The following is a 25,132-nucleotide window of genomic DNA, read 5'->3' as shown; positions in this document are numbered from 1 at the left end:
ACGTGAGAGGGCCCCCGGTCACCCGGGGGCCCTTTCTCAGTTCCGGCGGTCGCCGCTCACTGCCCGTTCTCCCGCTCGGCCGCGAAGTGGCAGGCCGAGTCGTGGGCCGCCGGCCCCTCCAACCACTCCCGGACGGTGAGCGCCGGCACCTCCTGGGCGCACTTCTCCTGCGCCTTCCAGCACCGGGTGCGGAAGCGGCAGCCCGAGGGCGGGTTGGCCGGCGAGGGCACGTCGCCGACGAGCACGATCCGGTCCCGCGACTCGCGCGCGACCGGGTCGGGCACCGGGACGGCGGAGAGCAGCGCCTGGGTGTAGGGGTGGGTGGGGTGCTCGTAGATCTCCTCGTCGGTGCCGATCTCGACGATCCGGCCGAGGTACATGACGCCGACCCGGTCCGAGATGTGCCGGACGATGGAGAGGTCGTGGGCGATGAACATGTACGACAGGTTGAACTCGTTCTGCAGCTTCTCCAGCAGGTTGATCACCTGGGCCTGCACCGAGACGTCCAGTGCGGAGACCGGCTCGTCGCAGATGATGATCTCCGGCTTGAGGGCGAGGCCGCGGGCGATGCCGATGCGCTGTCGCTGGCCGCCGGAGAACTGGTGCGGGTACCGGTTGATGTACTCCGGGTTGAGGCCGACGACGTCCAGCAGGTCCTGGACGGCCTTGCGGCGGTCGCCCTTCGGGGCCACCTCGGGGTGGATCTCGTACGGCTCCCCGATGATGTCGCCGACCGTCATGCGCGGGTTGAGCGAGGTGTACGGGTCCTGGAACACCATCTGGATGTTGCGGCGGACGGCCTTCAGCGCCGAGCCGGTCAGGTGGGAGATCTCCTCGCCCTTGTACCGCACCGACCCGGCGGTGGCGGGCTCGAGGTTCATCAGCACCTTGGCCAGCGTGGACTTGCCGCAGCCGGACTCGCCGACGATGCCCAGCGTCTCGCCCTGCATCAGGTCGAAGGAGACGCCGTCCACCGCCTTGACCGCGCCGACCTGCTTCTTGAACACGACGCCCCTGGTCAGCGGGAAGTGCTTGACCAGGTCCCGTACTTCCAGGATCGGCTCACCGCGCGACACCGGCTTCTCGAAGGCGGCCTCCTCCGCCAGGGCGGCACCGACCGGGGTGGCTCCGTTAGGCGTCATCGGCGTCATGGAGGGTCTCCTTCCAGAAGAAGCAGGCGCTGCCGCGCCCCGGGACCGGGCTGTCGTTGTCCCCCGTGACCTCGAACAGCCGGGGCACCTCCCGCCGGCAGATCTCCTGGGCGCGGGGGCAGCGCGGGTTGAAGGCGCAGCCGGGCGGGATCCGCATCAGGTTGGGCGGCAGGCCCTTGATCGCGTAGAGCTCCTGGCCCTTCTGGTCCAGCCGGGGGATGGAGTCCAGCAGGCCGCGGGTGTACGGGTGGGCGGGGGCCGCGTACAGGTCGTGCACCGGGGCGGTCTCGACGATCCGTCCCGCGTACATCACGGCGATCTTGTCCGCGACGTCGGCGACCACGCCGAGGTCGTGGGTGATCAGGATCAGGCCCATGTGGTACTCGGACTGGAGCTCGGCGAGCAGGTCCATCACCTGGGCCTGGACGGTGACGTCGAGGGCGGTGGTGGGCTCGTCGGCGATGATCAGGTCCGGTTCCAGGGCCAGCGCCATGGCGATCATGATGCGCTGGCGCATGCCGCCGGAGAACTGGTGCGGGTAGTCCCCGACCCGCTCGGCGGCGGCCGGGATGCGCACCCGCTCCATCAGCTCGATGGCCTTGGCCTTGGCTTCCTTGCGGTCGGTGCCGTGGTGGGCCCGGTACATCTCGCCGAGCTGGTAGCCGACGGTCAGGACGGGGTTGAGCGAGGAGAGGGCGTCCTGGAAGATCATCGCGATCCGCTGGCCGCGGATCTGCCGCCGCTCCTCGCGGCCCATGGTCAGCATGTCCTTCCCGCGGAAGAGGATCTCCCCCTGGGGGATCCGGGCCGGCGGCATGTCGAGGATGCCCATGATGGCCTGCGCGGTGACGGACTTGCCGGAGCCGGACTCGCCCAGCACCGCCAGGGTCTCACCCGCGCTGACGCTGTAGTTGACGCCGTTGACGGCCCGCGCCACGCCGTCCCGGGTCTTGAACTCCACATGCAGATCGCGGACGTCCAGCAGCGGACCGCTGTACGGCTCCTCGTGGACCGGCATGGTGCTGCCCACCTGAGTGGTCACTGTGCGGCTCCCCTCGTTCAGCGCAGCTTCGGGTCGAGGGCGTCGCGCACCGCGTCGCCCATCATGATGAAGGCCAGCACGGTGAGCGAGAGCGCGGCGGCCGGGAAGAACAGCACGAAGGGCGCCGTCCGGATGAACTTCTGGGCCGAGGAGATGTCCACGCCCCAGGAGATGGTCGGGTCCTGCAGGCCGATGCCGAGGAAGCTCAGCGTGGCCTCCGCAGTGATGTAGCCACCGAGCGAGATCGTCGCGACCACGATCACCGGGGCGACCGCGTTCGGCAGGATGTGCCGGAACATCAGCCGACCGGTGCCGGCGCCGAGCGCCCGGCCGGCCACCACGTAGTCGGACTGTTTGATCGTCAGGACCGAGCCGCGCATCACGCGGGCCAGCTGTGTCCAGCCGAGGAACGCCAGGGCGACCACCACGGACCAGACGGTGCGCACCGAGAAGGCGTTCAGCAGGACCAGGGCGCCGAGCAGCAGCGGGATGCCGAAGAAGATGTCGATGATGCGGGAGATCACCGCGTCGCTCCAGCCGCCGAAGTAGCCGGCGACCATGCCGGCCAGCCCGCCGACGATCACCACGGCGAGGGTGACGCAGATGCCGACGGTGATCGAGGCGCGGGCGCCGTAGATCACCCGGGCGTAGACCGAGCGGCCCTGGCCGTCGTAGCCGAACCAGCCGGCCCCGAAGAAGTCGGTGTAGTCCGGCTTCCTCAGGAAGTCGTGGGCGAGGTCGGCCTGCCGCGGGTTGGCGTCGGTGAACAGCCCCGGCCAGATGGCCATCAGCAGCAGCAGGATGATCAGCAGGGTCGAGACGATGAAGATCGGCCGGCGCCGCAGGTCCCGCCAGGCGTGGCCCCAGAGGCTGCGCGCCTCCTCGCGCTTGATGACGTCCGGTTCGATTAAAGTGTCCTGCTCGACCGCGAGTCCCTGCTGACCGACGTAGTCGAGGTGGTCGCTGTCGGTCGGCTGGATGTGCCTGAGTGGGTCGTGGTCGTCGGGGAGGTCGTGCTCAGGCATAGCGGATCCTCGGGTCCAGGACGGCGTACAGCAGGTCGACGACGAGGCTCGCCACCAGGTAGACGATCACCAGGACGGTGACGATGCCGACCACGGTCGGCCCCTCCTTGGTCCGGATCGCCTTGTAGAGGATGTTGCCGACGCCCGCGATGTTGAAGATGCCCTCGGTGACGATCGCACCGCCCATCAGCGCGCCCAGGTCGGTGCCGAGGAAGGTGACCACCGGGATCAGCGAGTTGCGCAGCAGGTGGCGGCTGATGATGGTGGTGCGCGGCAGGCCCTTGGCCACTGCGGTGCGCATGTAGTCGGCGCGCAGGTTCTCGCCGATCGAGGTGCGGGTGAGCCGGGCGACGAACGCGAGCGAGAGGGAGGCCAGGACGGCGCCTGGCAAAATTAGTTGGGTGATGTCGGTGGAGTCCTGGACGGTCGGTGTCACCCAGCCCAGATTGGTCGCGAAGATCGTCTGGGCGATGTAGCCGAGGACGAACACCGGGATCGAGATCACGATCAGGGTGATCAGCAGCACCGCGGTGTCGGCGATGCTGCCGCGCTTCAGGCCGGAGATCAGGCCGAGCGGCAGGCCGACGAAGATCTCGAAGAAGAAGGCGACCAGGGCGAGCCGGATGGTGACCGGGAAGGCGTCCGCCATGATGGACGAGACCGAGCGCCCGGTGAAGCTGGTGCCGAAGTCCAGGTGGAAGACGTTGTTCATGTAGTGCAGGTACTGCTTCCACAGCGGCTGGTCGAGGTAGTACTTGTGCCGCAGGCTCGCCACCTGCGCCGGGTCCGCGGCCTTCTCACCGAAGAGCGCCGCGATCGGGTCGCCGGGCAGGGTGTACACCATCAGGAAGATCAGGAACGTGGCTCCGAAGAAGACCGGGATCATCTGGAGCAGTCGACGTAGGACGTAGTGGCCCATGGGGACCTCCCTCCGAGGGAGTGACGTAGTACCGGAGCCCCGCCCTCCGTGCGGGGAGGACGGGGCCGGCGTCGGGTGGGGTCAGCTCTTGACCCCGACCTGGGTCCAGTTCGGGTTGCCGAAGGAGTCGAACGCCACGTTCTGCACCTTGGTGGAGTAGCCGGAGTTGGTCCGGTAGTACCAGAGCGGGATCGCCGGGAAGTCCTGGGCGAGGACGGCCTCGGCCTTCTGGTAGCCGGCCTCGGTGTCCGCGATGCTGGCCGCCTGGTCGGCCTGGGTGGCCAGCTGGTCGAACTGCGGGCTCGAGTAGCCGAAGTCGTTGGAGGCCGCGCCGGTGCGGTAGACGTCCGCCAGGAAGTTGGCGTTCAGCGGGTAGTCCTGCACCCAGCCGGTACGGAAGGCGCCGTTGATGGTGTGGCCGGTGATCGCCGCGCGGGCCGTCTTGAAGTCGGTCTTCGGGTCGCCCACGCAGTCCACGCCGGTGTTCTGGCGGATGTTGTTGCAGACCGCGTCGACCCACTCCTTGTGGCCGCCGTCCGCGTTGTAGGTGATCTTCAGGCTGTTCCCGGGGACGCCGCCGCCCTGCTGGATCAGCTGCTTCGCCATGGTCGGGTTGAAGGTGCAGTACTGGCCGCAGGTCCCGGCCTTGTAGCCGGCGACACCCTCGGCCGTCCACGCACTGGCGGGCGAACGGGAGCCCTGGAGCACGGTCTTGGTGATGGTGTCACGGTCGATCGCCATCGACAGGCCCTGCCGCACCTTCGCGGTGTTCGGGTTGGACCACTCGGGCTGGTACAGGGTGAAGCCGATGTTCTGGATCGCGCCCTGCGGGGAGTCGATCGCCCGGTCGCCCAGGTCGCTCTTGTACGTCGCCAGCGCCGACGGCGGCACCTGGTCCATCACGTCCAGGTTGTTGGACTGCAGGTCCGCGTACGCCGCCTCGGCGGTGGTGTACATCTTGAAGACGATGCCGCCGTTCTTCGGCTTGTCCACGCCCTGGTAGTTGGCGAAGGTCTTGGTGACCACCTGCGAGTTGTGGTCCCAGCTGACGAACTGGTACGGGCCGTTGCCGACGGGCTTCTGGCCATACCCGTCCGGGTCCTTGAAGAACCCCTGCGGCAGCGGCGAGAAGGCGATGTAGCCCAGCTTGTACGGGAAGTACGAGACCTTGCCGGCCAGCTTGATGGTGAAGTGGGTGTCGTCCTGGACGGTCAGGCCCTTCATCGTGGCGCCGACCGGGGTGCCCTGGTTCGGGTGGACGTCGGCGTAGCCGTCGATGTCCGAGAACCAGGAGCTGTTGATCTGGTTGTTCTTGACGTTGGCGCCGAAGTTCCAGGCGTCCACGAAGCTCTGGGCGGTGACCGGGGTGCCGTCGTGGAAGGTCCAGCCGGAGTTCAGCGTGACGTTGAAGGTCTGCGAGTCGCTGGTGTCGATCGACTTGGCGACCTGGTTGCGCAGCTGGCCGTTGGAGGGGTCGTAGTCGACCAGGCCCTTGAAGAGGTTCTGGAGGATGCGACCGCCACCGGTCTCGTTGGCGTTGGACGGCTGGAGCGGGTTCTGCGGTTCGCTGGACTGGTAGCTGAAGGTCGCGGAGGCGTTGGTGCTGCCACCCGCTCCGCCTCCTCCACTGCTGCCGCACCCGGTGGCCACCAGGGCCACGGATGTCACACCGACGACGGCCCAGCGCACTCGGGTGGCTGCAGACATGGAGCTACCTCCTCGGGGGTTTATGACGCATCTCACCCCATTCGAAGGTGCCCGTCGCGGCGGCGCGACCGGTGCTCCGCCGGATGGGCTAGGCCGAAAACGACAGCGGCGCGGGGAACTGCGCGACCGGCCGACAGCTCAGGTCGAGCTGTCGGCCGGTCGCGCAGTTCCCCGCGCCCTGGAACGAGAACTACGCGGAGACGGTCTCCCGTACGGCGGCGAAGTGGCACGCCGACTCGTGCTTGGCCGGGCCGCTCAGCAGCTCCGGCACCGCGAGCAGCGGCAGTTCGGTGGAGCAGCGCTCCTCCGCCTTCCAGCAGCGGGTGCGGAAGCGGCAGCCGGACGGCGGGTTGGCCGGCGAGGGGATGTCGCCGGAGAGGATGATCCGCTCGCGGCCCTCGCGACCCGTCGGGTCCGGCACCGGCACCGCGGAGAGCAGCGCCTGGGTGTACGGGTGGGTGGCGTGCTCGTAGATCTCCTCGTCGCTGCCGATCTCGACCATCTTGCCGAGGTACATCACGCCGACCCGGTCCGAGATGTGCCGGACGATGGAGAGGTCGTGGGCGATGAACATGTAGGAGAGCTCGAAGTCCTTCTGGAGCTGGTCCAGCAGGTTGATCACCTGGGCCTGCACCGAGACGTCCAGTGCGGAGACCGGCTCGTCGCAGATGATGACCTCGGGCTTGAGGGCGAGGCCGCGGGCGATGCCGATGCGCTGGCGCTGACCGCCGGAGAACTGGTGCGGGTACCGGTTGATGTACTCCGGGTTGAGGCCGACGACGTCCAGCAGGTCCTGGACGGCCTTGCGGCGGTCGCCCTTCGGGGCCACCTCGGGGTGGATCTCGTACGGCTCCCCGATGATGTCGCCGACCGTCATGCGCGGGTTGAGCGAGGTGTACGGGTCCTGGAACACCATCTGGATGTTGCGGCGGACGGCCTTCAGCGCGGCACCCGACAGGCGCGAGATGTCCTCGCCCTTGTAGAGCACCTGGCCGGCGGTGGCCCGCTCCAGGTTCATCAGCACCTTGGCCAGGGTCGACTTGCCGCAGCCCGACTCGCCGACGATGCCCAGGGTCTCGCCCTTGTGCAGGGCGAAGGAGATGCCGTCCACGGCCTTGACCGCGCCGACCTGCTTCTTGAAGAGGATGCCCTGGTGCAGCGGGTAGTGCTTGACCAGGTCCTTGACCTCCAGGATGGGCTCAGCCATGGAGGGTCTCCTTCCAGAGGTGGCAGGCGCTCTTGCGGCCGGCGAGCTCGGCGCCGTCCCTGTCCGTCACCTGGTGCAGCGCGGGGATCTCGGTGCGGCAGAGGTCGGTGGCGACGTCGCAGCGCGGGTTGAAGGCGCAACCGGCCGGGACCTTGTACAGGTTGGGCGGCAGACCCTTGATCGCGTACAGCTCCTCGCCCTTCTGGTCCAGCCGCGGGATCGACCGGAGCAGGCCCTTGGTGTACGGGTGGGCGGGGCTGGCGTACAGGTCGTGGACCGGGGCGGTCTCGACGATCCGGCCCGCGTACATCACGGCGATCTTGTCCGCGACGTCGGCGACCACGCCGAGGTCGTGGGTGATCAGGATCAGGCCCATGTGGTACTCGGCCTGCAGCTCGGCGAGCAGGTCCATCACCTGGGCCTGGACGGTGACGTCCAGGGCGGTGGTGGGCTCGTCGGCGATGATCAGGTCGGGCTGGAGCGCCAGCGCCATGGCGATCATGATGCGCTGGCGCATGCCGCCGGAGAACTGGTGCGGGTAGTCGCCCACCCGCTGGGCGGCGGCCGGGATGCGGACGCGGTCCATCAGCTCGATGGCCTTGGCCTTGGCCTCCTTCTTGGAGGCACCCTCGTGCACCCGGAACATCTCGCCGAGCTGGTAGCCGACGGACAGCACCGGGTTGAGCGAGGAGAGGGCGTCCTGGAAGATCATCGCGATCTTCCGGCCGCGGATCTTCCGCCGCTCCTCGCCGGACATCTTCAGCATGTCCTGGCCGCGGTAGAGGATCTCACCGGCGGTCACCCGGCCGGGCGGCATGTCCAGGATGCCCATGATGGTCTGGGCGGTGACGGACTTGCCGGAGCCGGACTCGCCGAGGACCGCGAGGGTCTCACCGGCGGCGACCGAGTAGTTCACGCCGTTGACGGCCTTGGCGATGCCGTCGCGGGTCTTGAACTCGACGTGCAGGTCGCGGACCTCCAGCAGCGGAGTGCCGGGGACCAGGCGCTCCTTGGCCTTCGGGGTGGTCTCAAGTGCAGTGGTCATGGTGCGCAATCCCTCTCTCTCAGCGCAGCTTCGGGTCGAGGGCGTCGCGCACCGCGTCACCGAGCATGATGAACGCCAGCACCGTGATGCTGAGCATGCCGGCCGGGAAGAACAGCGCGAACGGCGCGGTCCGGATCACCTTCTGGGCCGAGTTGATGTCGATGCCCCAGGAGATGGTCGGGTCCTGCAGGCCGATGCCGAGGAAGCTCAGCGTGGCCTCGGTGGCGATGTAGCCGCCGAGCGCGATGGTGGCGACCACGATCACCGGGGCGATCGCGTTCGGCAGGATGTGCTTGAACATGATCCGGCCGGTGCCGGCGCCGAGCGCCTTGGCGGCCGTCACGTAGTCGGCCTGCTTCACGGTGATCACCGAACCGCGCATCACGCGGGTCATCTGGGTCCAGCCGAGGGCGACCAGGGCGAAGACCACCGACCAGACGGTGCGCACCGAGAAGGCGTTCAGGATGACCAGCGCGCCGAGCAGCAGCGGGACGCCGAAGAAGATGTCGGTGATCCGGGAGACGACCGCGTCCACCCAGCCGCCGAAGTAGCCGGCCAGCATGCCGGACAGGCCGCCGAGGACGGTCACGCCGACGGTGACGCAGATGCCGACCACGACCGAGGCGCGGGCGCCGTAGATGACGCGGGCGAAGATCGAGCGGCCCTGGCCGTCGTAGCCGAACCAGCCGGCGCCGAAGACGTCCGACCAGTCGGGCTTGGTCAGGTAGTGGTTGCGCAGGTCGCCGGCGCGCGGGTCCACCGAGGTGAACAGGCCGGGCGCGGCGGCGATCAGGACCAGCAGGACGATCAGCAGCGCGGAGACGATGAAGATCGGGCGCTTGCGCAGGTCGTGCCAGGCGTCCAGGCCGAGGCTGCGGGCCTTCTCCGGCTTGGGCTCGGCGCTGTCGGCGCCGCGCTGCGCCGGGATGGCGGCGTTCTTCTTCTCGATCAGGTCAGGCATACCGGATCCTCGGGTCCAGGACCGCGTAGAGCAGGTCGACGATCAGGCTGGCGGCGAGGAAGACGAGCACCAGGACGACGACGAAGCCGGAGACGGTCGCGCCCTCCTTGAGGTTGATCGCGTGGTACAGCGCGTTGCCGACGCCCTTGACGTTGAAGATGCCCTCGGTCACGATCGCGCCGCCCATCAGGGCGCCCAGGTCGGTGCCGAGGAAGGTGATCACCGGGATCATCGAGTTGCGCAGCAGGTGCGTGCCGATCACCTTGCGCTTGGGCAGGCCCTTGGCCACCGCGGTGCGCATGTAGTCGGACTTGACGTTCTCGACGATCGAGGTGCGGGTCAGTCGCGCGACGTACGCGAGCGACAGCGAGCCCAGCACGACGGCGGGCAGCAGCAGCTGACCGAGGTTCATCGAGTCCTGGACGGTCGGGGTGACCCAGCCGAGGTTGGTGGCGAAGATGTTCTGGAAGATGAAGCCCAGCACCGGCACCGGGATGGAGATCAGCAGCAGGGTGAAGAGCAGGGTGCCCTTGTCCACCGACTTGCCGCGCTTGAGACCCGCGATCAGACCGATCGCCACACCGAGCACCAGCTCGATGGCGAAGGCCAGCAGGGCCAGCCGGACGGTCACCGGGAGGGCCTCGCCGATCACGTCGATGACCTTGCGGCCCGCCATGGTCTGACCGAAGTTGCCGGTGAACAGGTTGGCCATGTAGTCCACGTACTGCTGGATCATGGACTTGTCGAGCCCCATGCGGTGCTTGAACGCGGCGACCTGCGCCGGGTCCGGGGCCTTGTCGCCCCACATCGCGGCGACCGGGTCACCGGGGAGCACGCGGACCATGAAGAAGATCAGCGTGGTCGTCCCGAGGAAGACCGGGATCATTTGGAGCAGTCGCCTCGCGACAAAGCGCCCCACTGTGCCTCCATTTGCTGCTCTGCCGGGCCGTCATCCCGATGCAGAGATATCTCGGCGCGACGACGGCCGGCGCCGGTCCGCCCTTGTGGGGCGGATCCGGCACCGGCCGCGTCGGATCAAGCCGCGCGGTGCGCCGGCTGATTACTTCTGCTTGACCTCGACCTGGGTGAACACCGGGTCGCCGAAGGAGTCGTACTTGACGTTCTGGACGTTCTTCGAGTAGCCCGCGGTGGTCTTGTAGTACCAGAGCGGGATGGCCGGCATGTCCTTGGCCAGCTGGGCCTCGGCCTGCTGGTACAGCTCGGCGGTCTTGTCGACCGAGGTCGCCTTGTCCGCCTCGGCGGCGAGCTTGTCGAACTCGGGCGAGGAGTAACCGGCGTCGTTGGCCGCGGCACCGGTGCCGTAGACGTCACGCAGGAAGTTGGCGTTCAGCGGGTAGTCCTGCACCCAGCCGGTCCGCATCAGGCTCTGGACCTGCTTCTTCTTGATGATGTCGCGCGAGGTCTTGAAGTCCGGCTTCGGGTCGCCGACGCACTCCACGCCGGTGGCCTGGCGGATGGAGTTGCAGACCGCGTCCACCCACTCCTTGTGGCCGCCGTCGGAGTTGTAGATGATCGTCAGCTTGTTGTTCGGAACGCCGCCGCCCTCGGTCACCAACTGCTTGGCCTTGGCCGGGTCGTACTTGCAGTACTCGCCGCAGGTGCCGGCCTTGTAGCCCATGGCGCCCGGGGCGACCCAGCTGTCGGCGGGCTGGCGCGAGCCGTTCAGCACGGTCTTGGTGATGGTGTCGCGGTCGATCGCCATCGACAGGCCCTGGCGGACCTTGGCCTTGTCGACGCCCTGCCACTCCGGCTGGTACATCGCGAAGGAGATGTTCTGGATGGCGCCCTGGGCCTGGTCCACGGCGCGGTCGCCCAGGTCGCTCTTGTACGAGGCGAGGTCGCTCGGGTCGACCTGGTCCAGCACGTCCAGGTTGTCGGAGACCAGGTCCTTGTACGCGGACTCGGCCTGCGAGTAGTTCTTGAAGACGATGCCGCCGTTCTTCGGCTTGTCGACGCCCTGGTACTTGTCGTAGGCGGCGACGGTGATCGCCTTGTTGTGCTCCCACGACACGAACTTGTAGGGGCCGTTGCCGATCGGCGACTGGCCGAACTTCGCCGGGTCGCTGTAGAAGGCCTTCGGCAGCGGCGAGAAGGCCGTGTAGCCGAGCTTGTACTGGAAGTACGAGACCGGGCCGGTCAGCTTGATGGTGAAGTGGGTGTCGTCCACGACCTTGAGGCCGGACATCGTGTCGGCGGTCGGGTCGCCCTTGTCCGGGTGGACGGCGTCGTAGCCCTCGATGTCGGAGAACCAGTCCGAGTTGATCTGGTTGTTCTTGACGTTGGCCGACCAGTTCCACGCGTCCACGAAGGAGGCGGCGGTGACCGGGGTGCCGTCGTGGAAGGTCCAACCGGACTTCAGGGTGACGGTGTAGTTCTGCGCGTCGGTGGTCTCGATCTTGTCGGCGACCTGGTTGCGCAGCTGGCCGTTGGAGGGGTCGTAGTCGACCAGGCCCTTGAAGAGGGACTTGATGACGCGGCCGCCACCGACCTCCATGGCGTTGGCCGGCTGGAGCGGGTTCTGCGGCTCGCTGCTCTGGTAGCTGAACATGCCCTGAGCGTTGACCGGTCCGCCCGCGGAGCCGTCGTTGGAACCGCCGTTGCCGCCGCAAGCGGTAGCGGCGAGGGCGACCGCGACAGCTGCGACGACCCACTTGGCCTGGCTGGCACCGCGCATCGGTGTGCCTCCTGAATCCGTGTTACACACTCGCGGCCTGGCGCGCACCCCTGCGCTTGGAGCCTTGACCCGAGCTCGACTGAACCCACTATCAGTCACCTACGGATACGAACCCAAGCATTAGCGATCTCAATTTGGTCACATGAACGGCGGATGAATCTCAAGAAACGGACATTCAAGACATACGCAGACATGGGTAAAACGGACAGTCGTCACGCATGACGGACGGTAGTGTCCGGAAAGCGAACACCCCGCCGATGACTCAGCGTGATCTTCAACTGAGTGGGGCGGGGTGTGGGAAAAGCGAACGGCCGGCGTCCCGGAGGACGCCGGCCGTCAGTGGCTCAGGCCTTCAGCAGGCGCGTGTCAGCCCTTCTTGGCGCGCGAGGCGGTACGGCCGCGGTCCTTGGCGTCCAGGACGACCTTGCGGATGCGCACGGTCTCCGGGGTCACCTCGATGCACTCGTCCTCGCGGCAGAACTCCAGCGACTGCTCCAGCGAGAGCTTGCGCGGCGGGACGATCGACTCGGCCACGTCAGCGTTCGAGGAACGCATGTTGGTGAGCTTCTTCTCCTTGGTGATGTTCACGTCCATGTCGTCGGCGCGCGAGTTCTCACCGACGATCATGCCCTCGTACACCTCGGTGCCCGGGTCGCAGAACAGCACGCCGCGCTCCTGCAGGTTGGTCATCGCGAAGGCGGTGACCACACCGGAGCGGTCGGCGACCAGCGAGCCGTTGTTGCGGGTCGTCAGCGCGCCGAACCACGGCTCGTAGCCCTCGTGGATCGAGTGCGCGATGCCGGTGCCGCGGGTGTTGGTGAGGAACTCCGTCCGGAATCCGATCAGGCCGCGGGACGGCACGACGAACTCCATCCGGACCCAGCCCGAGCCGTGGTTGGACATGTTGTCCATCCGGCCCTTGCGGATGCCCATGAGCTGGGTGACGGCACCCATGTGCTCCTCGGGCACGTCCACGGTGAGGCGCTCGACCGGCTCGTGGGTCTTGCCGTTGACCTCGCGGGTGACCACCTGCGGCTTGCCGACAGTCAGCTCGAAGCCCTCGCGGCGCATGGTCTCGATCAGGATGGCCAGCGCCAGCTCACCGCGGCCCTGCACCTCCCAGGCGTCCGGGCGCTCGGTGTCCAGCACGCGCAGCGAGACGTTACCGATCAGCTCGCGGTCCAGGCGGTCCTTCACCTGGCGGGCGGTGACCTTGCGGTCCACCTTGCCGGCGGACTTGGCGTCCGCGCCCTTGCCGGAGCCGCCCTTGCCGACCAGCGGCGAGGTGTTGGTGCCGATGGTCATCGAGATGGCCGGCTCGTCCACCGTGATCAGCGGCAGGGCGATCGGGTTCTCGGTGTCGGCCAGGGTCTCGCCGATCATGATGTCGGAGATGCCCGCGACGGCGCAGATGTCACCGGGGCCCGCCACCTCGGCCGGCTTGCGGGTGAGCGCCTCGGTCATCAGCAGCTCGGAGATGCGGACGTTCTGGATCGAGCCGTCGCGCTTGATCCAGGCCACCGTCTGGCCCTTGCGCAGCTCGCCCTGCTCGACGCGCAGCAGCGCGATGCGGCCGAGGAAGTTGTCGGCGTCCAGGTTGGTGACGTGGGCCTGCAGCGGGGCGGCGTCGTCGTAGACCGGCGCCGGGACGTGCTCCAGGATGGTGGAGAAGAACGGCTCCAGGCTGGTGGAGTCGGCCGGGACGGTGCCGTTCTCCGGCTTGGTCAGCGAGGCGACGCCGTCACGGGCGCAGGCGTAGACGATCGGGAACTCGATCTGGTCCTCGTCCGCGTCCAGGTCCAGGAACAGGTCGTAGGTCTCGTTGATGACCTCGTCGATCCGGGCGTCCGGACGGTCGGTCTTGTTGATGCAGAGGATGACGGGCAGCCGGGCCGTGAGCGCCTTGCGCAGCACGAAGCGGGTCTGCGGAAGCGGCCCCTCGGAGGCGTCGACCAGCAGGACGACCGCGTCCACCATCGACAGACCGCGCTCGACCTCGCCACCGAAGTCGGCGTGGCCCGGGGTGTCGATGATGTTGATGGTGATCGGAGCGCCACCGTCCTTCGGGTGGTACTTGACCGCGGTGTTCTTCGCGAGAATGGTGATGCCCTTCTCGCGCTCCAGGTCGTTGGAGTCCATCATGCGGTCGTCGAGCTGCTGATGGGCCGCGAAGGCGCCGGCCTGCTTCAGCATGGCGTCGACCAGGGTGGTCTTGCCGTGGTCGACGTGGGCGACGATGGCGACGTTACGGATGTCGTTGCGCGTGGGCATGCGGCGCTGATTCTCCCGGAATCGTGGGTCACGGTGCCCCGGCCGCGTTCAGCTCCTACCGGTCCACCCGCCGGGCAGGACATGCCACGGCTTCCTCCTATCGTACGGCGAACCCCCCAATGGAGCCGAAACGGGCAGCGCGGGCGAGGCCAAGATCACAAGTACGTCACACGACTGTCCCTCCCGGGAGGCCGTGCACCAGCCTTGGCCGGTGAAGAAATCCCCCCGCCGCTACCTGCGGATCCTGCTGTTCCTCCTCGTGATCGTGCTCGCCGTCGTCAACGCCACCGACGGCCGCCCCTCCGACGGCTCCCACCCGCTCGCCTTCCTGGTCGGCGGCCTCGGTCCGATCGCCGGCCTCCAGCTCGGCCAGCTGGTGACCCTGGCCGTCGGCCGGGCCGGCGGGTACGCGCTGCTCGGGCTGAGCCTGGGCCTGGGACCGCGGCTGCGCGAGTGGCGGATCGGCGGGATGCCGTTCACGGTGCGCCGGGTGCCGGTGCCCTTCCTGGCGGGCTCCTGGGTGATCGCCGACCGGCCGGGTCTGCGGGCGCGCCTGTGGCTCGCCACCGCGGCGTCCACCGGGGTGCAGCTGGCGCTGGGCCTGTGGCTGGTGGTGGCCGGGTCCGGCGCCGGCCGGTACTTCGGGCTCGGCCTCCTGCTGCTGCCGGCGCTGATGCTGACCTGGTTCGCCAAGGTGCCGCTGTCGGCGGGGTGGGTGCTGCTGCGGCTGCCGTTCCTGCCCGCGGACGCGCTGGCGCCGTTCGCCGCGACCGGGGACGAACTGGCGACGACCCGGGCGCTGCGGGCCGGGCGGATCGCCGAGGCGGCCGCACTGCCCGTGCCGGGCACCGGGTTCCAGGGCCGCCACCTGCGGGCCTGCCTGGCGCTGGCCCGCGGGGAGTACGAGTCGGCGCTGGCGGAGGCCGGGCGGGCCACGACCCTGGCACCGCACTCCCGGCACGGGGCTCCCGCGCAGCTGCTGCTGGCCGCCGCACTGGTCGGCGCGGCCGAGACCGGCCTGCTGCCGCCGGCCGACTACCTGCCCCGGCTGGCCCGGGCGGTCGAGACCGCGCGCACGGCGCAGCCGGCGCTGGCCCGGGCCTCCGCCGCGGCGGCCGACCTGGCGCTGCTGGAGGGCCGCCGGGAGGAGGCGTTGGCCCTGGCCCGGCAGGCCGTCGGCAACGCTCCGGACCGGCTGTGGCTGGCGGTCGCGGAGTGCAGCCACGCCCTTGCGCTGGCCTCGCTGGCCCGCACCGCGGACGCCCGCGCCGCGCTGGACCGGGCCCGGGCCGCCGCCCCGGATTTGGCCCGGATCGCGTGGGTGGCGCGGCGGATCGAGCTGAACGTGATCGAGGCCTGACCGCCGCCCGCCGCGGGGCTACTTGCGGAAGCCCAGGTCCTGGTAGCGCGGGGCGGTGAAGCCGAAGGCGCCGGCCCCGGCCACCGAGTTGCGAACGGCCACCAGGTCCGGGCGCTGGTAGAGCGGGACGGAGTGGGCCAGCTGCCAGATCCGGGCGTCGGCCTCCTGCAGCAGGTTGCGCTGGGCGGCCGGGTCGAGTTCGGTGGAGGCCTTGTCGAGCAGCTGGTCCAGCTCGGCGCTGCCGGTGCGGGCGTAGTTCAGGCCGACCACCGGGACGCCGTCCGGGCCGGGCTGGGGCTTGGTGTACAGCGCCCGCTCGTCGGCGGCGGGGAATCCGCTGGCCGGCCAGGAGAACAGCGCCAGGTCGAAGTCGCCGGTGGCCAGGTGGTCCTTGACGAAGGCGTCGGCGGCGACCGCCTGCGCCTTGACGGCGATGCCGGCGGCGGCCAGCTCGCTGGTCAGGGCGTCGGCGGTGCGCTTGGCGGTGACCGAGCCGTCGGGCAGCAGCAGGGTCAGGGCGAGGTCCTTGCCGTCCTTGCTGCGGGTGCCGGAGTCGCCGGCCTTCCAGCCGGCCTGGTCCAGCAGCTGGGCGGCCGGCTCGGAGCCGAGCGCGGCGCTGTTGTCGCGGTAGCCGTCCTGGCCGGCCATCAGCAGGTGGTTGCCGAGCGGGACGGCGGTCAGGCCGAGCGGGCCGAGCGCGGCGGCGGCGACCTGCTGGCGGTCCACGGCGCGGACCACCGCGCGGCGGACCGCCTGGTCGGCGAGCGGGCCGCGGGCCGAGTTCAGGGTGAGCTGGGTGAAGGCGGCGGCCGCGGCCCGCTGCAGGGTGAGGCCGGGCAGCGACTCGGCCCGCTTGAGCGCCTGGGCGGATGCCTCGGCGACCGCGGCGGCGTCCGGCGGGGGCGCGGTCTTGGCGGTGCCGGGCGGCAGGGCCCGGTCGACCGAGGCGGTCAGCCCGGCGACGTCGAGCCGGTCCTGGTCGAGGGCGTCCAGCCGGTCGGCGGCCGGGACGGCCAGGAAGTCGATCTCCTCGGCCTTGGCCCGGTCGCCCCACCAGGACGGATTGCGCACCAGGACCGCCTTGCCGCCGCCCTGGTCCAGGCCCTGGAGGGTGAACGGGCCGGCCGAGGGGGCCTTGGTCAGCGGCTGGTTGAAGGCGTCCGGGCTGCCGGTGGCGGCGGCCGGGTAGAGCGGGCTGAACAGGCCCTTCCACGAGGCGTACGGCTGCTTGAACACCACCCGGACCTCGTGCGGGTCGGCGCCCTGGCTGATCGAGTCGATCGCCGCGTACCCGGCGGGGTGGTCGGTGCGGTAGGCCGGGTCGGCGCCGGAGAGGGCCTTCCACTGGGCGGTGAAGTCGGCGGCGCTCAGCGGGGTGCCGTCGCTCCACACCGCCTTGGGGTTGAGCCGGTAGGTGACCGTCTGCGGGCTCTGCCCGGCCGGGGTGGACTGGGCGGACACCAGGTAGTCGGGGTCCGCGGTGGCGACCGCGTGCGCGTCCAGCCGGAACAGGCTGGGCAGCAGGGCGCGGGCGACCAGGTCGGAGTCGGGGGTGGCGTCCGGCTGGTAGACGTTGAGCGTGGCGGGTACGGCGTCGACGGCCCAGCGCAGGGTGCCGCCGTCGCGGACGGCCCCCCGGTCGGTGCCGCCGGAGCCGGCGGACGAGGGTGCGGAATCGTCCGAGCAGCCGGCCAGGCCGGCCGAGAGGAGTACGGTCACTGCCGTCGCGACGAGCTGCTTGCGCATGCGGGCCTCCGGTCCGGGTGGTCGGCCGACCGATTGAGCCGGTCGGCTGACCACTGAACGGGATGCGGCGACCCTGTGCGCCGAGACACGACCGAGGAGGGCCCGGGAAGCACCCCGGTGGCCCAATGGCGGCCGGTCAGAGGGCCAGTTCGAACCAGACGATCTTGCCCTTGGGGGTGCGGCGGCTGCCCCAGCGCTCGGCCAGCAGACTGACCAGCTGCAGGCCGCGGCCGCCCTCGTCGGTCTCCTGGGCGCGGCGCTGGCGGGGCTGGGCGTAGCCGTCGTCCCACACCTCGCAGACCATGGTCCGGTCGCGCAGCAGGCGCAGCCGGATCTCGCCCCGGCCGTGCCGCAGCGCGTTGGTGACCAGCTCGCTGACCAGCAGCTCGGAGGTGTCCACCAGCTCGTCCAGGCCGCGCTCGATCAGCCAGCCGCAGGCGGCCTCGCGGGCCTTGGCCACCGAGGTGGGCTCGGGCGGGAGCTTCCAGTCGCCGACCGCGCCGTTGGGCAGGCCCTGGACCTTGGCCATCAGCAGGGCGATGTCGTCCTCGCCGTGGTGCGGGTTGAGCTCCTCCAGCACCTGGTCGCACAGCTCCTCCAGCTCGGCGGAGCCGTTGCCCAGCGCGGTGCGGAAGGCCTTCAGGCCCTCGTCCAGCTGGTGCTTGCGGGACTCCACCAGGCCGTCGGTGTAGAGGCCGAGCACGGCGCCGTCCGGCAGCGCGACGGTGACCTCCTCGAAGGGCTCGCCGCCCACGCCCAGCGGCAGGCCGGGCGGGACGTCGATCATCCTGGCCGGCTCGCCCGGGCTGAGCAGGGCGGGCGGCAGGTGGCCGGCGTTGGCGAAGGTGCAGCGCTGCTTGACCGCGTCGTAGACGGCGTACACGCAGGTGGCGAGGTAGACCTCGGCGCCGGACTGGCCGGGCAGTCCGGCCGCCTCCGGGCCGCCGTCGCCGAGGCCGCGGGCGATCTCGTCCAGGGCGGTGAGCACCTCGGCCGGGTCCAGGTCGAGCATCGCCAGGGTGCGGACGGCGGTGCGCAGCTGGCCCATCGCGACCGCGGCGCGCAGGCCGCGGCCCATCACGTCGCCGATCACCAGCGCGGTGCGCGAGCCGGGCAGCGGGATGACGTCGAACCAGTCGCCGCCGACCTCGGTGTTGTTGTTGCTGGGCAGGTAGCGGCGGGCGATCTCCAGGCCGCTGGCGGCCGGGTTGCCCGGGGGCAGCAGGCTGCGCTGGAGGATCAGGGCGCGCTCGTGCTCGCGGCGGTAGAGCCGGGCGTTGTCGACGCAGACGGCGGCGCGGGCGACCAGCTCCTCGGCGATCGCCACCTCGCGGGCGTCGAACGGCTCGCTGCCGATCGCCCGGGAGAGCTGCACCAGGCCGAGCACCTGGTCGCGGGCGACCAGCGGGACCACCAGGGTGGAGCGCAGCAGCGGGTCGGGGCCGGGCTGCGGCACCACGCTGCGGCCGGTGCGCAGCGCCCGGGCGTGCGGGGAGCGCGGCGGGTAGCAGAGGGTGCCGCCGGCCTCCGCGACGCGGTGCGGGACGCGTTCGGCGCCGAGCACCGAGGAGGCGTTGCCGACCACGCTGGAGACGGCGACCCGGCGCAGCTCGCCGGTCTCCGGGTTGGCCTGCAGCGGTCCGGTGTCGCCGGTGAGCAGGGCGGTGTAGAGATCGACGGTGGCGACGTCGCAGAACTGCGGGACGATCACGTCCAGCAGCTCCTTGGCGGTGGTCTCCAGGTCGAGGGTGGAGCCGATGTGGCTGCTGGCCTCGTTGAGCAGGGCCAGGTTGCGGCGGACGCCCGCGGCCTCGCGCTCGGCGATGTGCCGGCTGGTGACGTCCTGCACCTGTCCGGCCACGCCCATCGGGCGGCCGGCCGGGCCGTTCAGGCGGTACAGCGAGACCGCCCAGGTGCGCTGGTCGTCGCGGGCGGCGGGCAGCCGGTCGGGGTGGTGGGTGCCATTGAGGCGCAGGTCGAGCACCGGCTCGTCGCCGGAGAGCACCTTGCGCAGGGCGACCAGCAGCCGGTCGGCGTCGCTCGGCTGGAAGATGTCGGCCGGGGCGAGGCCCTGCAGCGCCTCGGGGGCGAGGCCCACGCCGGCCGCGAAGGCGTCGTTGACCCGCTGCAGCCGCAGCTCCAGGTCGAACAGGAAGAACCCGGTCGGGGTCTGGCCGAACACCGCCTCGGAGGCGGCCAGGTCGGTCTCGACCGAGCGGAGCCGGCCGAGGTCGACGGCCAGGCAGGTCGCCGAGCCGGCCTCACGGGCCGGCATCACGTACACCTCGGCGATGCTCTCGGCGCCGGTGACGTCCCGGTACGGGGCGGTGCCCACCCACTCCTCGCCGGCCAGGATGCGCTCCAGGCGGGCGCGGCCGCGCTGCCACAGCTCGCGCGGGACGAAGGTGGTGATCGGGTCGGCGCCGACCGCGTCGGCGGCGGGCACGCCGAAGAACTCGGCGGCCCGGTCGCTCCACTGCGCGATCCTGCCGTCCGGGCCGATCGCGAAGGTGGCGACCCGGATGTAGTCGTAGATGGAGTGCGCCGTGCGCTCCCGTCCCCAGGACGGCGGCGCAGGCTGCGGCGTCCGGGCACCGGGTTGGATCGGCACCGCGGCGTGGCTGCTGCCACTCGTCGCGTTCCGTGTCGGGATGCTGTTCAACTGACCGACCCCTCCAACCCGCGCCCATCCGGATGTCGAGAAGACCGAGTATTCGATGTCCGAGTATTCATCATCCGGGCGGGAGCGCACACGTCTCCGACATCACAACATCGAATCGGGCAGTTGAACGGCCGGTCAGACCACGTCCGGTTCGGGTTCGAATTCCGGAACGGGCCCGTTTCCGTACTCCTGTTCGGATTCGTTCAGGTCCAGTTCGAACCAGACCACCTTGCCCATGCCCTCCGCCCGGGCACCCCAGTGCAGGGCGAGCCGGCTGACCAGCTCCAGACCGCGGCCGCCCTCGTCGCCCTCGGCCGCCTGGCGCTCGCGCGGCGGGTCCGGCAGCGGGTCGGAGATCTCCACCAGCAGCCGGTCACCCAGGGTGAGGCGGACCCCGATCGGGGCGCTGGCGTACCGCACCGAGTTGGTGACCAGCTCGCTGACCAGTAGCTCCGCGGTGTCGGTGAGCTGCTCCACGCTCCAGTCGGCCAGCGTGCCGCGGACCAGCCGGCGGGCCCGGGAGACCGCGGTGGGCTCGGCGGGCAGGGTCCAGCCGGCCGTCGGCGTACCGGCCTGGCCACGGCCCAGCCGGGCCAGCAGCAGGGCCACGTCGTCCGGCTCGCGCCCCTGCTCCATGGTGTCCAGCACCGCCTCGCAGGCCTGCTGGATGGAGGCGTGCGGCTGCTCCAGGACGTCGATCAGCCGCCCCAGGCCCACATCGAGGTCCTTGTCCCGCGACTCCACCAGGCCGTCGGTGCACAGGGCCAGCAGGGTGCCCTCGGGGATCTCCAGCTCGACCGACTCGAACGGCACCCCGCCCACCCCGAGCGGCGCGCCCGAGGGCAGGTCGAGCACCTGGCCCACGCCCCCGGGCAGCGGGGAGCCGGTCCGCACCGGACCGTCGCCCTCCTCCCGCTTGGGCACCACCAGCACCGGCGGGATGTGGCCGGCCTTGGTGACGGTCAGCCGGCGCCGCACCGGGTCGAAGACCGCGTACACACAGGTGGCCAGCAGCGCCTCGTCCGGCCCCTGGGCGAGGTCGTCGGCCAGCTCGTGGACGTGCCGCAGCAGCACGTCCGGCGGCAGGTCCAGCGCGGCCAGCACCCGCACCGCGGTCCGCAGCCGACCCATGGTGGCGGCGGCCCGCAGGCCGTGGCCCATCACGTCGCCGACCACCATCGCGGTCCGGTCGCCGGGCAGCGGGATCACGTCGAACCAGTCGCCGCCGACCTCGGTGCCGCTGGAACCCGGCACGTAGCGGTAGGCCACCTCGACACCGGTCGGCTGCGGGACCTGCTGCGGCAGCAGGGTGCGCTGCAGGGTGAGCGCGGCGGACCGCTCCCGGGCGTACAGCCGGGCGTTGTCCAGCGAGCTGCCGGCCCGGTCGGCCAGCTCCACGGTGAAGGCCAGGTCGTCCCGGTCGAAGCCCTCCCGGTAGCCGGCCCGGCTGACCACCAGCAGCCCGATCACGATGCCCCGGGCGCGCAGCGGGACGACCAGCCGCGAGTGCACCCCGAGCTCGTGCGCGGCCTGCACCTTCGGATCGCCCGGGTAGCTGACGTCACTGAGCTCGTCACTGCCGGACAGCAGCTCCGGCACACCGCTGCGCAGCACCCGGCCGAAGGCGGAGTCCTCGGTGAACGTGATCCGGGCACCGTGGCGGAGCATCACCTGCACCTCCGGCCCGTCCTGCACCGAGGCGACCCCCAGCTGCAGCAGCGAGGTGCGGCGGTCGTGGCCGTGCCGGGGCAGGTCGTCGCCGTGCGCCACCGCCTGGAGCAGGATCACCCCGGCGTAGTCGGCGAGCCGGGGAACGACCGCTCCGGCCAGCTCCTGGGCGATCCGGGACGCGTCCAGCAGGTCGCCCACCCGGGAGCCGAACTCGTTCAGCAGCGAGAGCCGGCGGCGGGCGTGCTCGACCTTGGCGACCGCGCGGTAGCGCTCGGTCACGTCCATCACCGTGCCGGAGATCCCCAGCACCCGGCCCGACCGGTCGGTCATCCGGCTGTAGGAGATCGACCGGAACCCGGATCGCGCCGTCACCGGCGAGGACAGGGTGACATCGATCACCGGCTCACCGGTCGCCAGCACCTGGCGCTGGATCGCGGTGATCTCGTCCGCGGCCCGCTCGGGCAGGGTCTCGCCCGTGGTGCGGCCGACGTGCTCCTCCGGCGGGATGCCGTTCATGTCGGCGAGGGTCTGGTTGACCGCCGTGTAGCGCAGCTCGGTGTCGAGGATGGCGATGCCGAGCGGCGACTGCTCGAACAGCGCGTCCCGGACCGCCAGGTCCCGCTCGACCGCCTGGAGGGCACCGGCGTCGGCCAGCGCCACCTGGAGGAACGGCGTGCCGTCGCCGTCCACCAGCAGGGACAGCCGGGCCTCCACGGCCACCCCCACCCCGTCCCGGTCGGTCAGCTCGGCGACCCCGTGCCAGCTGCCCGCCCGCAGGGTCTCCTGGATCGCGGCCCGGGCCCGGCCGATCTGGTCCGCGTCCGCCATCAGCTCGTCGATCGCCCGGCCGACCAGCACCTCACTGGGCCAGCCGAGCATCTCCTCCGCCGCCGGACTCCACAGCACCACCCGGCCGGACGTGTCCAGGATCACGATCGCCACCCGGACCACGTCCAGCAGACTGCCCGCCGTCCGGCCCGCGCCCGGCTCCGCCACCGGCACCGCGGGCGCACCCGGGAAGGCCAGCGACGGCAGACCGCGCAGCGGGACGACCGGCGGGACTGGCGTGCCGTGGGCCGCCGGCGCGGCCCCGGCCGGCTCCGCGGCGGGGCGGGCGCGGCGCGCCCGGCGACGCAACCGGGCCCGGGCCGACGCCCCGCCGACCCCACCGCTGCGGCGGACGGGCCGCCCACCGCCATCCCTGCTCGACACCTACCGGGCCTCCGGCCGTCGGACCGCGCACCGCGACGGGCCGCCGGGTGCGGGCAGCTCCGTCCGGCGACGCCGCCCGGGCTCACCGATGGTGACGAATACTGCCGAAAAGTGACATACCCCGATGAAGGCGGCACTATCCCGGCATCCGGGTCGTCTTCCCGTTCGGCGTACGGAGCCGCGGGCCCGTCGGGGCGAGCACGGCCCGGGTGCGCGGAGTGGTCAGGGTGCGCGGAGGAGTTCCGCCACGTGCGGGAGGGCCTCGCGGTCGTGGGCGAGCCAGTCGACGGCGTCGAGCTCGTCCGGGCCCAGCCAGCGCAGTTCGGAGTGGTCCTGGAGCGGCTCGGGCTCGCCGGAGACCAGCTCGGCGGCCCAGATCCGCAGTTCCAGGCCGGGGCGGACCGGCCACCGGCCGGGCAGCGGCCGCAGGGCGCGGGCGCGGACGCCGAGTTCCTCCTGCAGCTCGCGCTCCAGCGCCTGCTCCTCGGTCTCCCCCGGCTCGGTCTTGCCGCCCGGGAACTCCCAGAAGCCGGCCACCTCGGACGGCGCCTTGCGACGGGCCGCCAGCACCCGGCCACGGTGGATGAGGGCGGCGCCGACCACGATCCGGTTCTCCATGCGGCCGAGCCTATTGCGCCTCGCGCTCCACCCAGTACAGCTGCTTGTGGCCGCGGGCCTCGTACTCGGCCGCCAGGGCCTCGGCGGCGGCGCGGTCGAGGCCCGCGGCCACCAGGAAGCGGTTGCCGTTGTCGTCCTGGCGCATCACCCGAAAGGTCTCCACGGCTCCACGGTAGCGAGCCCGGCCCGGTGGGGGGCGGGCCGGGCTGCCGACCTGGGGTACGACCGTACGACTGCTGTGCTTCCGGCGCGTGCAGGGCGGGTTAACGGCTCGTCAAACGCCGGCGGGAAAGCGCCGGTCTCGGGTAACGCCGGTCTCGGACAACACCGGTTTCGGACGCCGTTCAGACCCGGGCCAGCAGTTCGCCGTGCAGGACGGCGAACCAGGCGTCGGGGGCGGTGGCCCACGCGCGCCAGGCGTCCGCGATCCGCGCCAGGTCGGCCGCGGTGGCGAAGCCGTGGGCGAGGGCGGTGGCGGCGGTGGCCGAGCCGAGGGTGCGGTCGGCCCACATCCCGGCCCACCAGGCGCACTGCTCGGGGGTGGCGAAGGTCCAGGTGGCGGTGGTGGCGACGGCGTCGGTGAGGCCGGCCGCGCGGGCCCAGGCGAGCAGCCGGCGCCCGGCATCGGGCTCGCCGCCGTTGGCGCGGGCGATCCGGCGGTAGAGGGCCAGCCACTCGTCCAGCTCGGGCGGCTGCGGGTACCAGGCCATCGCGGCGTAGTCGGCGTCGCGGACCGCGACCACCCCGCCCGGCGCGGTGACCCGGCGCAGTTCGCGCAGCGCGGCCACCGGGTCGGCGAGGTGCTGCAGCACCTGGTGGGCGTGGACCACGTCGAACTCGCCGTCCCCGTAGGGCAGCCGGTAGACGTCGGCGACCTCGAAAGCGAGGTTGGCTGCGCCCCGTTCGGCGGCGTGCGCACGGGCTTCGGCGAGCACCTCGGCGGAGCTGTCCACGCCGATCACCCGGCCGCTCGGGCCGACCAGGTCGGCGAGGTCGGCGGTGATCGTGCCGGGCCCGCAGCCCACGTCCAGCACCGCCTGTCCGGGCCGGAGTTCGGGCAGCAGGTAGGCGGCGGAGTTGGCCGCGGTGCGGGAGCGGTGGGAACGCAGCACCGACTCCTGGTGGCCGTGGGTGTAGGGGATGCGATGGTCCGTCATGTCCGGCGATCGTACGCGCGTCTCGACAGTCGAGAAATATGGTCTTGCCTGGCGAGACGGCGTACGATCGCCGTATGGGAAAGAGATATGAGCGGATCGACGGCCGCCTGCGGACCTTCATCGAGAACCAGCCCGTCTACTTCGTCGCCACCGCGCCGCTCGACGCGGACGGGCACGTCAACGTCTCCCCCAAGGGCCGCTCCGGGACCCTCGCGGTGCTCGACGAACTGACCGTCGCCTACCTGGACTTCGGCGGCTCCACCGCCGAGACCATCGCCCACCTGCGGGAGAACGGCCGGATCACCCTGATGTGGTGCGCCTTCGACGGTCCACCCACCGTGGTGCGGGTGCACGGCCGGGGCGAGCCCGTCTTCCGCGACGACCCGCGCTTCGCCGAGCTGCTCGGCCACTTCGACCCGGCCGCGGACGGGTCGGCGCTGCGCGCGATCGTGCTGGTCCACGCCGAACGGGTCAGCGACTCCTGCGGGTTCGCCGTACCGCTGATGGACTACCGCGCCGACCGGGACCTGCACGTGCAGTACTTCGACCGCAAGACCGACGAGGAGTTCGGCACCTACTGCGAGGGCAAGGAGTACGTGGGCACCAGCATCGACGGCCTGCCCGCGCTCCCGCTGCCACTGCCGCCCCGCCCGGCGTAGGCCCTTCTGCGCAGGGGCGCGCAG

At 71.0% G+C, this 25,132-nt stretch carries 19 protein-coding genes; 2 read left to right on the top strand and 17 right to left on the bottom strand.

The window, feature by feature from the left end:
- Nucleotides 1-56: 56 nt before the first annotated feature.
- The 11 genes from FHR36_RS02525 to typA all read right to left on the bottom strand — a co-directional run bounded on the left by FHR36_RS02525 (nucleotide 57) and on the right by typA (nucleotide 14,023).
- Nucleotides 57-1,142: an ABC transporter ATP-binding protein gene (locus FHR36_RS02525; RefSeq protein WP_253794672.1), complete on the bottom strand. Its 1,086-nt coding sequence runs from the start codon at nucleotides 1,140-1,142 to the stop codon at nucleotides 57-59.
- The gene (locus FHR36_RS02520) at nucleotides 1,132-2,169 is read right to left on the bottom strand and encodes an ABC transporter ATP-binding protein (RefSeq protein WP_253794671.1); all 1,038 of its coding nucleotides are present in this window, start codon (nucleotides 2,167-2,169) and stop codon (nucleotides 1,132-1,134) included. The genes FHR36_RS02525 and FHR36_RS02520 overlap by 11 nt, the downstream gene beginning before the upstream one ends.
- Nucleotides 2,170-2,210: 41 nt before the next feature.
- A complete protein-coding gene (locus FHR36_RS02515; protein ID WP_253793373.1) occupies nucleotides 2,211-3,218 on the bottom strand; it encodes an ABC transporter permease in 1,008 nt (335 codons plus the stop codon).
- Nucleotides 3,211-4,137 carry an ABC transporter permease gene (locus FHR36_RS02510; RefSeq protein ID WP_253793371.1) on the bottom strand — a complete coding sequence of 309 codons (927 nt, stop codon included), beginning with the start codon at nucleotides 4,135-4,137 and terminating at the stop codon, nucleotides 3,211-3,213. The genes FHR36_RS02515 and FHR36_RS02510 overlap by 8 nt, the downstream gene beginning before the upstream one ends.
- Nucleotides 4,138-4,218: 81 nt before the next feature.
- On the bottom strand, nucleotides 4,219-5,844 hold the full coding sequence (locus FHR36_RS02505; RefSeq protein WP_253793370.1) for a peptide ABC transporter substrate-binding protein: 1,626 nt from the start codon (nucleotides 5,842-5,844) through the stop codon (nucleotides 4,219-4,221).
- Nucleotides 5,845-6,034: 190 nt separating this feature from the next.
- Nucleotides 6,035-7,051 carry an ABC transporter ATP-binding protein gene (locus tag FHR36_RS02500; protein WP_253793369.1) on the bottom strand — a complete coding sequence of 339 codons (1,017 nt, stop codon included), beginning with the start codon at nucleotides 7,049-7,051 and terminating at the stop codon, nucleotides 6,035-6,037.
- Nucleotides 7,044-8,096 (bottom strand): ABC transporter ATP-binding protein, encoded by a 1,053-nt coding sequence (locus FHR36_RS02495; RefSeq protein WP_253793368.1) that lies wholly within the window; start codon nucleotides 8,094-8,096, stop codon nucleotides 7,044-7,046. The genes FHR36_RS02500 and FHR36_RS02495 overlap by 8 nt, the downstream gene beginning before the upstream one ends.
- Before the next feature lie 19 nt (nucleotides 8,097-8,115).
- Nucleotides 8,116-9,057 carry an ABC transporter permease gene (locus tag FHR36_RS02490; protein ID WP_253793367.1) on the bottom strand — a complete coding sequence of 314 codons (942 nt, stop codon included), beginning with the start codon at nucleotides 9,055-9,057 and terminating at the stop codon, nucleotides 8,116-8,118.
- The gene (locus FHR36_RS02485) at nucleotides 9,050-9,976 is read right to left on the bottom strand and encodes an ABC transporter permease (RefSeq protein WP_253793366.1); all 927 of its coding nucleotides are present in this window, start codon (nucleotides 9,974-9,976) and stop codon (nucleotides 9,050-9,052) included. The genes FHR36_RS02490 and FHR36_RS02485 overlap by 8 nt, the downstream gene beginning before the upstream one ends.
- Before the next feature lie 141 nt (nucleotides 9,977-10,117).
- A complete protein-coding gene (locus FHR36_RS02480) occupies nucleotides 10,118-11,752 on the bottom strand; it encodes a peptide ABC transporter substrate-binding protein (RefSeq protein ID WP_253793365.1) in 1,635 nt (544 codons plus the stop codon).
- A gap of 366 nt (nucleotides 11,753-12,118) precedes the next feature.
- A complete protein-coding gene (gene typA / locus FHR36_RS02475; RefSeq protein WP_253793364.1) occupies nucleotides 12,119-14,023 on the bottom strand; it encodes a translational GTPase TypA in 1,905 nt (634 codons plus the stop codon).
- A 211-nt stretch (nucleotides 14,024-14,234) separates the two neighbouring features.
- On the opposite strand from typA, the gene FHR36_RS02470 reads away from it, so the two are divergent.
- Entirely contained in the window at nucleotides 14,235-15,383 is a 1,149-nt protein-coding gene (locus FHR36_RS02470; RefSeq protein WP_253793363.1) for a hypothetical protein, read from the top strand.
- An 18-nt stretch (nucleotides 15,384-15,401) separates the two neighbouring features.
- Here the strand turns inward: FHR36_RS02470 and FHR36_RS02465 are convergent, their stop codons facing one another.
- The 6 genes from FHR36_RS02465 to FHR36_RS02440 form a co-directional block, all read right to left on the bottom strand.
- Nucleotides 15,402-17,129: an ABC transporter family substrate-binding protein gene (locus FHR36_RS02465; protein ID WP_253793361.1), complete on the bottom strand. Its 1,728-nt coding sequence runs from the start codon at nucleotides 17,127-17,129 to the stop codon at nucleotides 15,402-15,404.
- A 136-nt stretch (nucleotides 17,130-17,265) separates the two neighbouring features.
- On the bottom strand, nucleotides 17,266-19,740 hold the full coding sequence (locus tag FHR36_RS02460; protein ID WP_253793359.1) for a SpoIIE family protein phosphatase: 2,475 nt from the start codon (nucleotides 19,738-19,740) through the stop codon (nucleotides 17,266-17,268).
- A 186-nt stretch (nucleotides 19,741-19,926) separates the two neighbouring features.
- Nucleotides 19,927-22,674: a SpoIIE family protein phosphatase gene (locus tag FHR36_RS02455; protein WP_253793357.1), complete on the bottom strand. Its 2,748-nt coding sequence runs from the start codon at nucleotides 22,672-22,674 to the stop codon at nucleotides 19,927-19,929.
- 222 nt (nucleotides 22,675-22,896) lie between these two features.
- Nucleotides 22,897-23,292 (bottom strand): (deoxy)nucleoside triphosphate pyrophosphohydrolase, encoded by a 396-nt coding sequence (locus FHR36_RS02450; protein ID WP_253793356.1) that lies wholly within the window; start codon nucleotides 23,290-23,292, stop codon nucleotides 22,897-22,899.
- Nucleotides 23,293-23,302: 10 nt separating this feature from the next.
- Entirely contained in the window at nucleotides 23,303-23,455 is a 153-nt protein-coding gene (locus FHR36_RS02445) for an SPOR domain-containing protein (protein ID WP_308199132.1), read from the bottom strand.
- 181 nt (nucleotides 23,456-23,636) lie between these two features.
- On the bottom strand, nucleotides 23,637-24,449 hold the full coding sequence (locus tag FHR36_RS02440; RefSeq protein ID WP_253793355.1) for a methyltransferase domain-containing protein: 813 nt from the start codon (nucleotides 24,447-24,449) through the stop codon (nucleotides 23,637-23,639).
- A 74-nt stretch (nucleotides 24,450-24,523) separates the two neighbouring features.
- Between FHR36_RS02440 and FHR36_RS02435 the strand changes: the two genes are divergently transcribed.
- Entirely contained in the window at nucleotides 24,524-25,108 is a 585-nt protein-coding gene (locus tag FHR36_RS02435; protein ID WP_253793349.1) for a pyridoxamine 5'-phosphate oxidase family protein, read from the top strand.
- Nucleotides 25,109-25,132 lie beyond the last annotated feature (24 nt).

Source organism: Kitasatospora cinereorecta, from assembly GCF_024172095.1.
Taxonomy (GTDB): domain Bacteria; phylum Actinomycetota; class Actinomycetes; order Streptomycetales; family Streptomycetaceae; genus Kitasatospora; species Kitasatospora cinereorecta.
The sequence above is the reverse complement of the archived record's forward strand: the minus strand, read 5'-3'. Positions and strand labels throughout refer to the sequence as shown.

Coding starts and splice junctions, on each gene's coding strand:
- FHR36_RS02525 (WP_253794672.1), bottom strand. CDS start 1,142: ATGACGCCTAACGGAGCCACCCCGGTCGGTGCCGCCCTGGCGGAGGAG.
- FHR36_RS02520 (WP_253794671.1), bottom strand. CDS start 2,169: ATGCCGGTCCACGAGGAGCCGTACAGCGGTCCGCTGCTGGACGTCCGC.
- FHR36_RS02515 (WP_253793373.1), bottom strand. CDS start 3,218: ATGCCTGAGCACGACCTCCCCGACGACCACGACCCACTCAGGCACATC.
- FHR36_RS02510 (WP_253793371.1), bottom strand. CDS start 4,137: ATGGGCCACTACGTCCTACGTCGACTGCTCCAGATGATCCCGGTCTTC.
- FHR36_RS02505 (WP_253793370.1), bottom strand. CDS start 5,844: ATGTCTGCAGCCACCCGAGTGCGCTGGGCCGTCGTCGGTGTGACATCC.
- FHR36_RS02500 (WP_253793369.1), bottom strand. CDS start 7,051: ATGGCTGAGCCCATCCTGGAGGTCAAGGACCTGGTCAAGCACTACCCG.
- FHR36_RS02495 (WP_253793368.1), bottom strand. CDS start 8,096: ATGACCACTGCACTTGAGACCACCCCGAAGGCCAAGGAGCGCCTGGTC.
- FHR36_RS02490 (WP_253793367.1), bottom strand. CDS start 9,057: ATGCCTGACCTGATCGAGAAGAAGAACGCCGCCATCCCGGCGCAGCGC.
- FHR36_RS02480 (WP_253793365.1), bottom strand. CDS start 11,752: ATGCGCGGTGCCAGCCAGGCCAAGTGGGTCGTCGCAGCTGTCGCGGTC.
- typA (WP_253793364.1), bottom strand. CDS start 14,023: ATGCCCACGCGCAACGACATCCGTAACGTCGCCATCGTCGCCCACGTC.
- FHR36_RS02465 (WP_253793361.1), bottom strand. CDS start 17,129: ATGCGCAAGCAGCTCGTCGCGACGGCAGTGACCGTACTCCTCTCGGCC.
- FHR36_RS02450 (WP_253793356.1), bottom strand. CDS start 23,292: ATGGAGAACCGGATCGTGGTCGGCGCCGCCCTCATCCACCGTGGCCGG.
- FHR36_RS02440 (WP_253793355.1), bottom strand. CDS start 24,449: ATGACGGACCATCGCATCCCCTACACCCACGGCCACCAGGAGTCGGTG.
- FHR36_RS02435 (WP_253793349.1), top strand. CDS start 24,524: ATGGGAAAGAGATATGAGCGGATCGACGGCCGCCTGCGGACCTTCATC.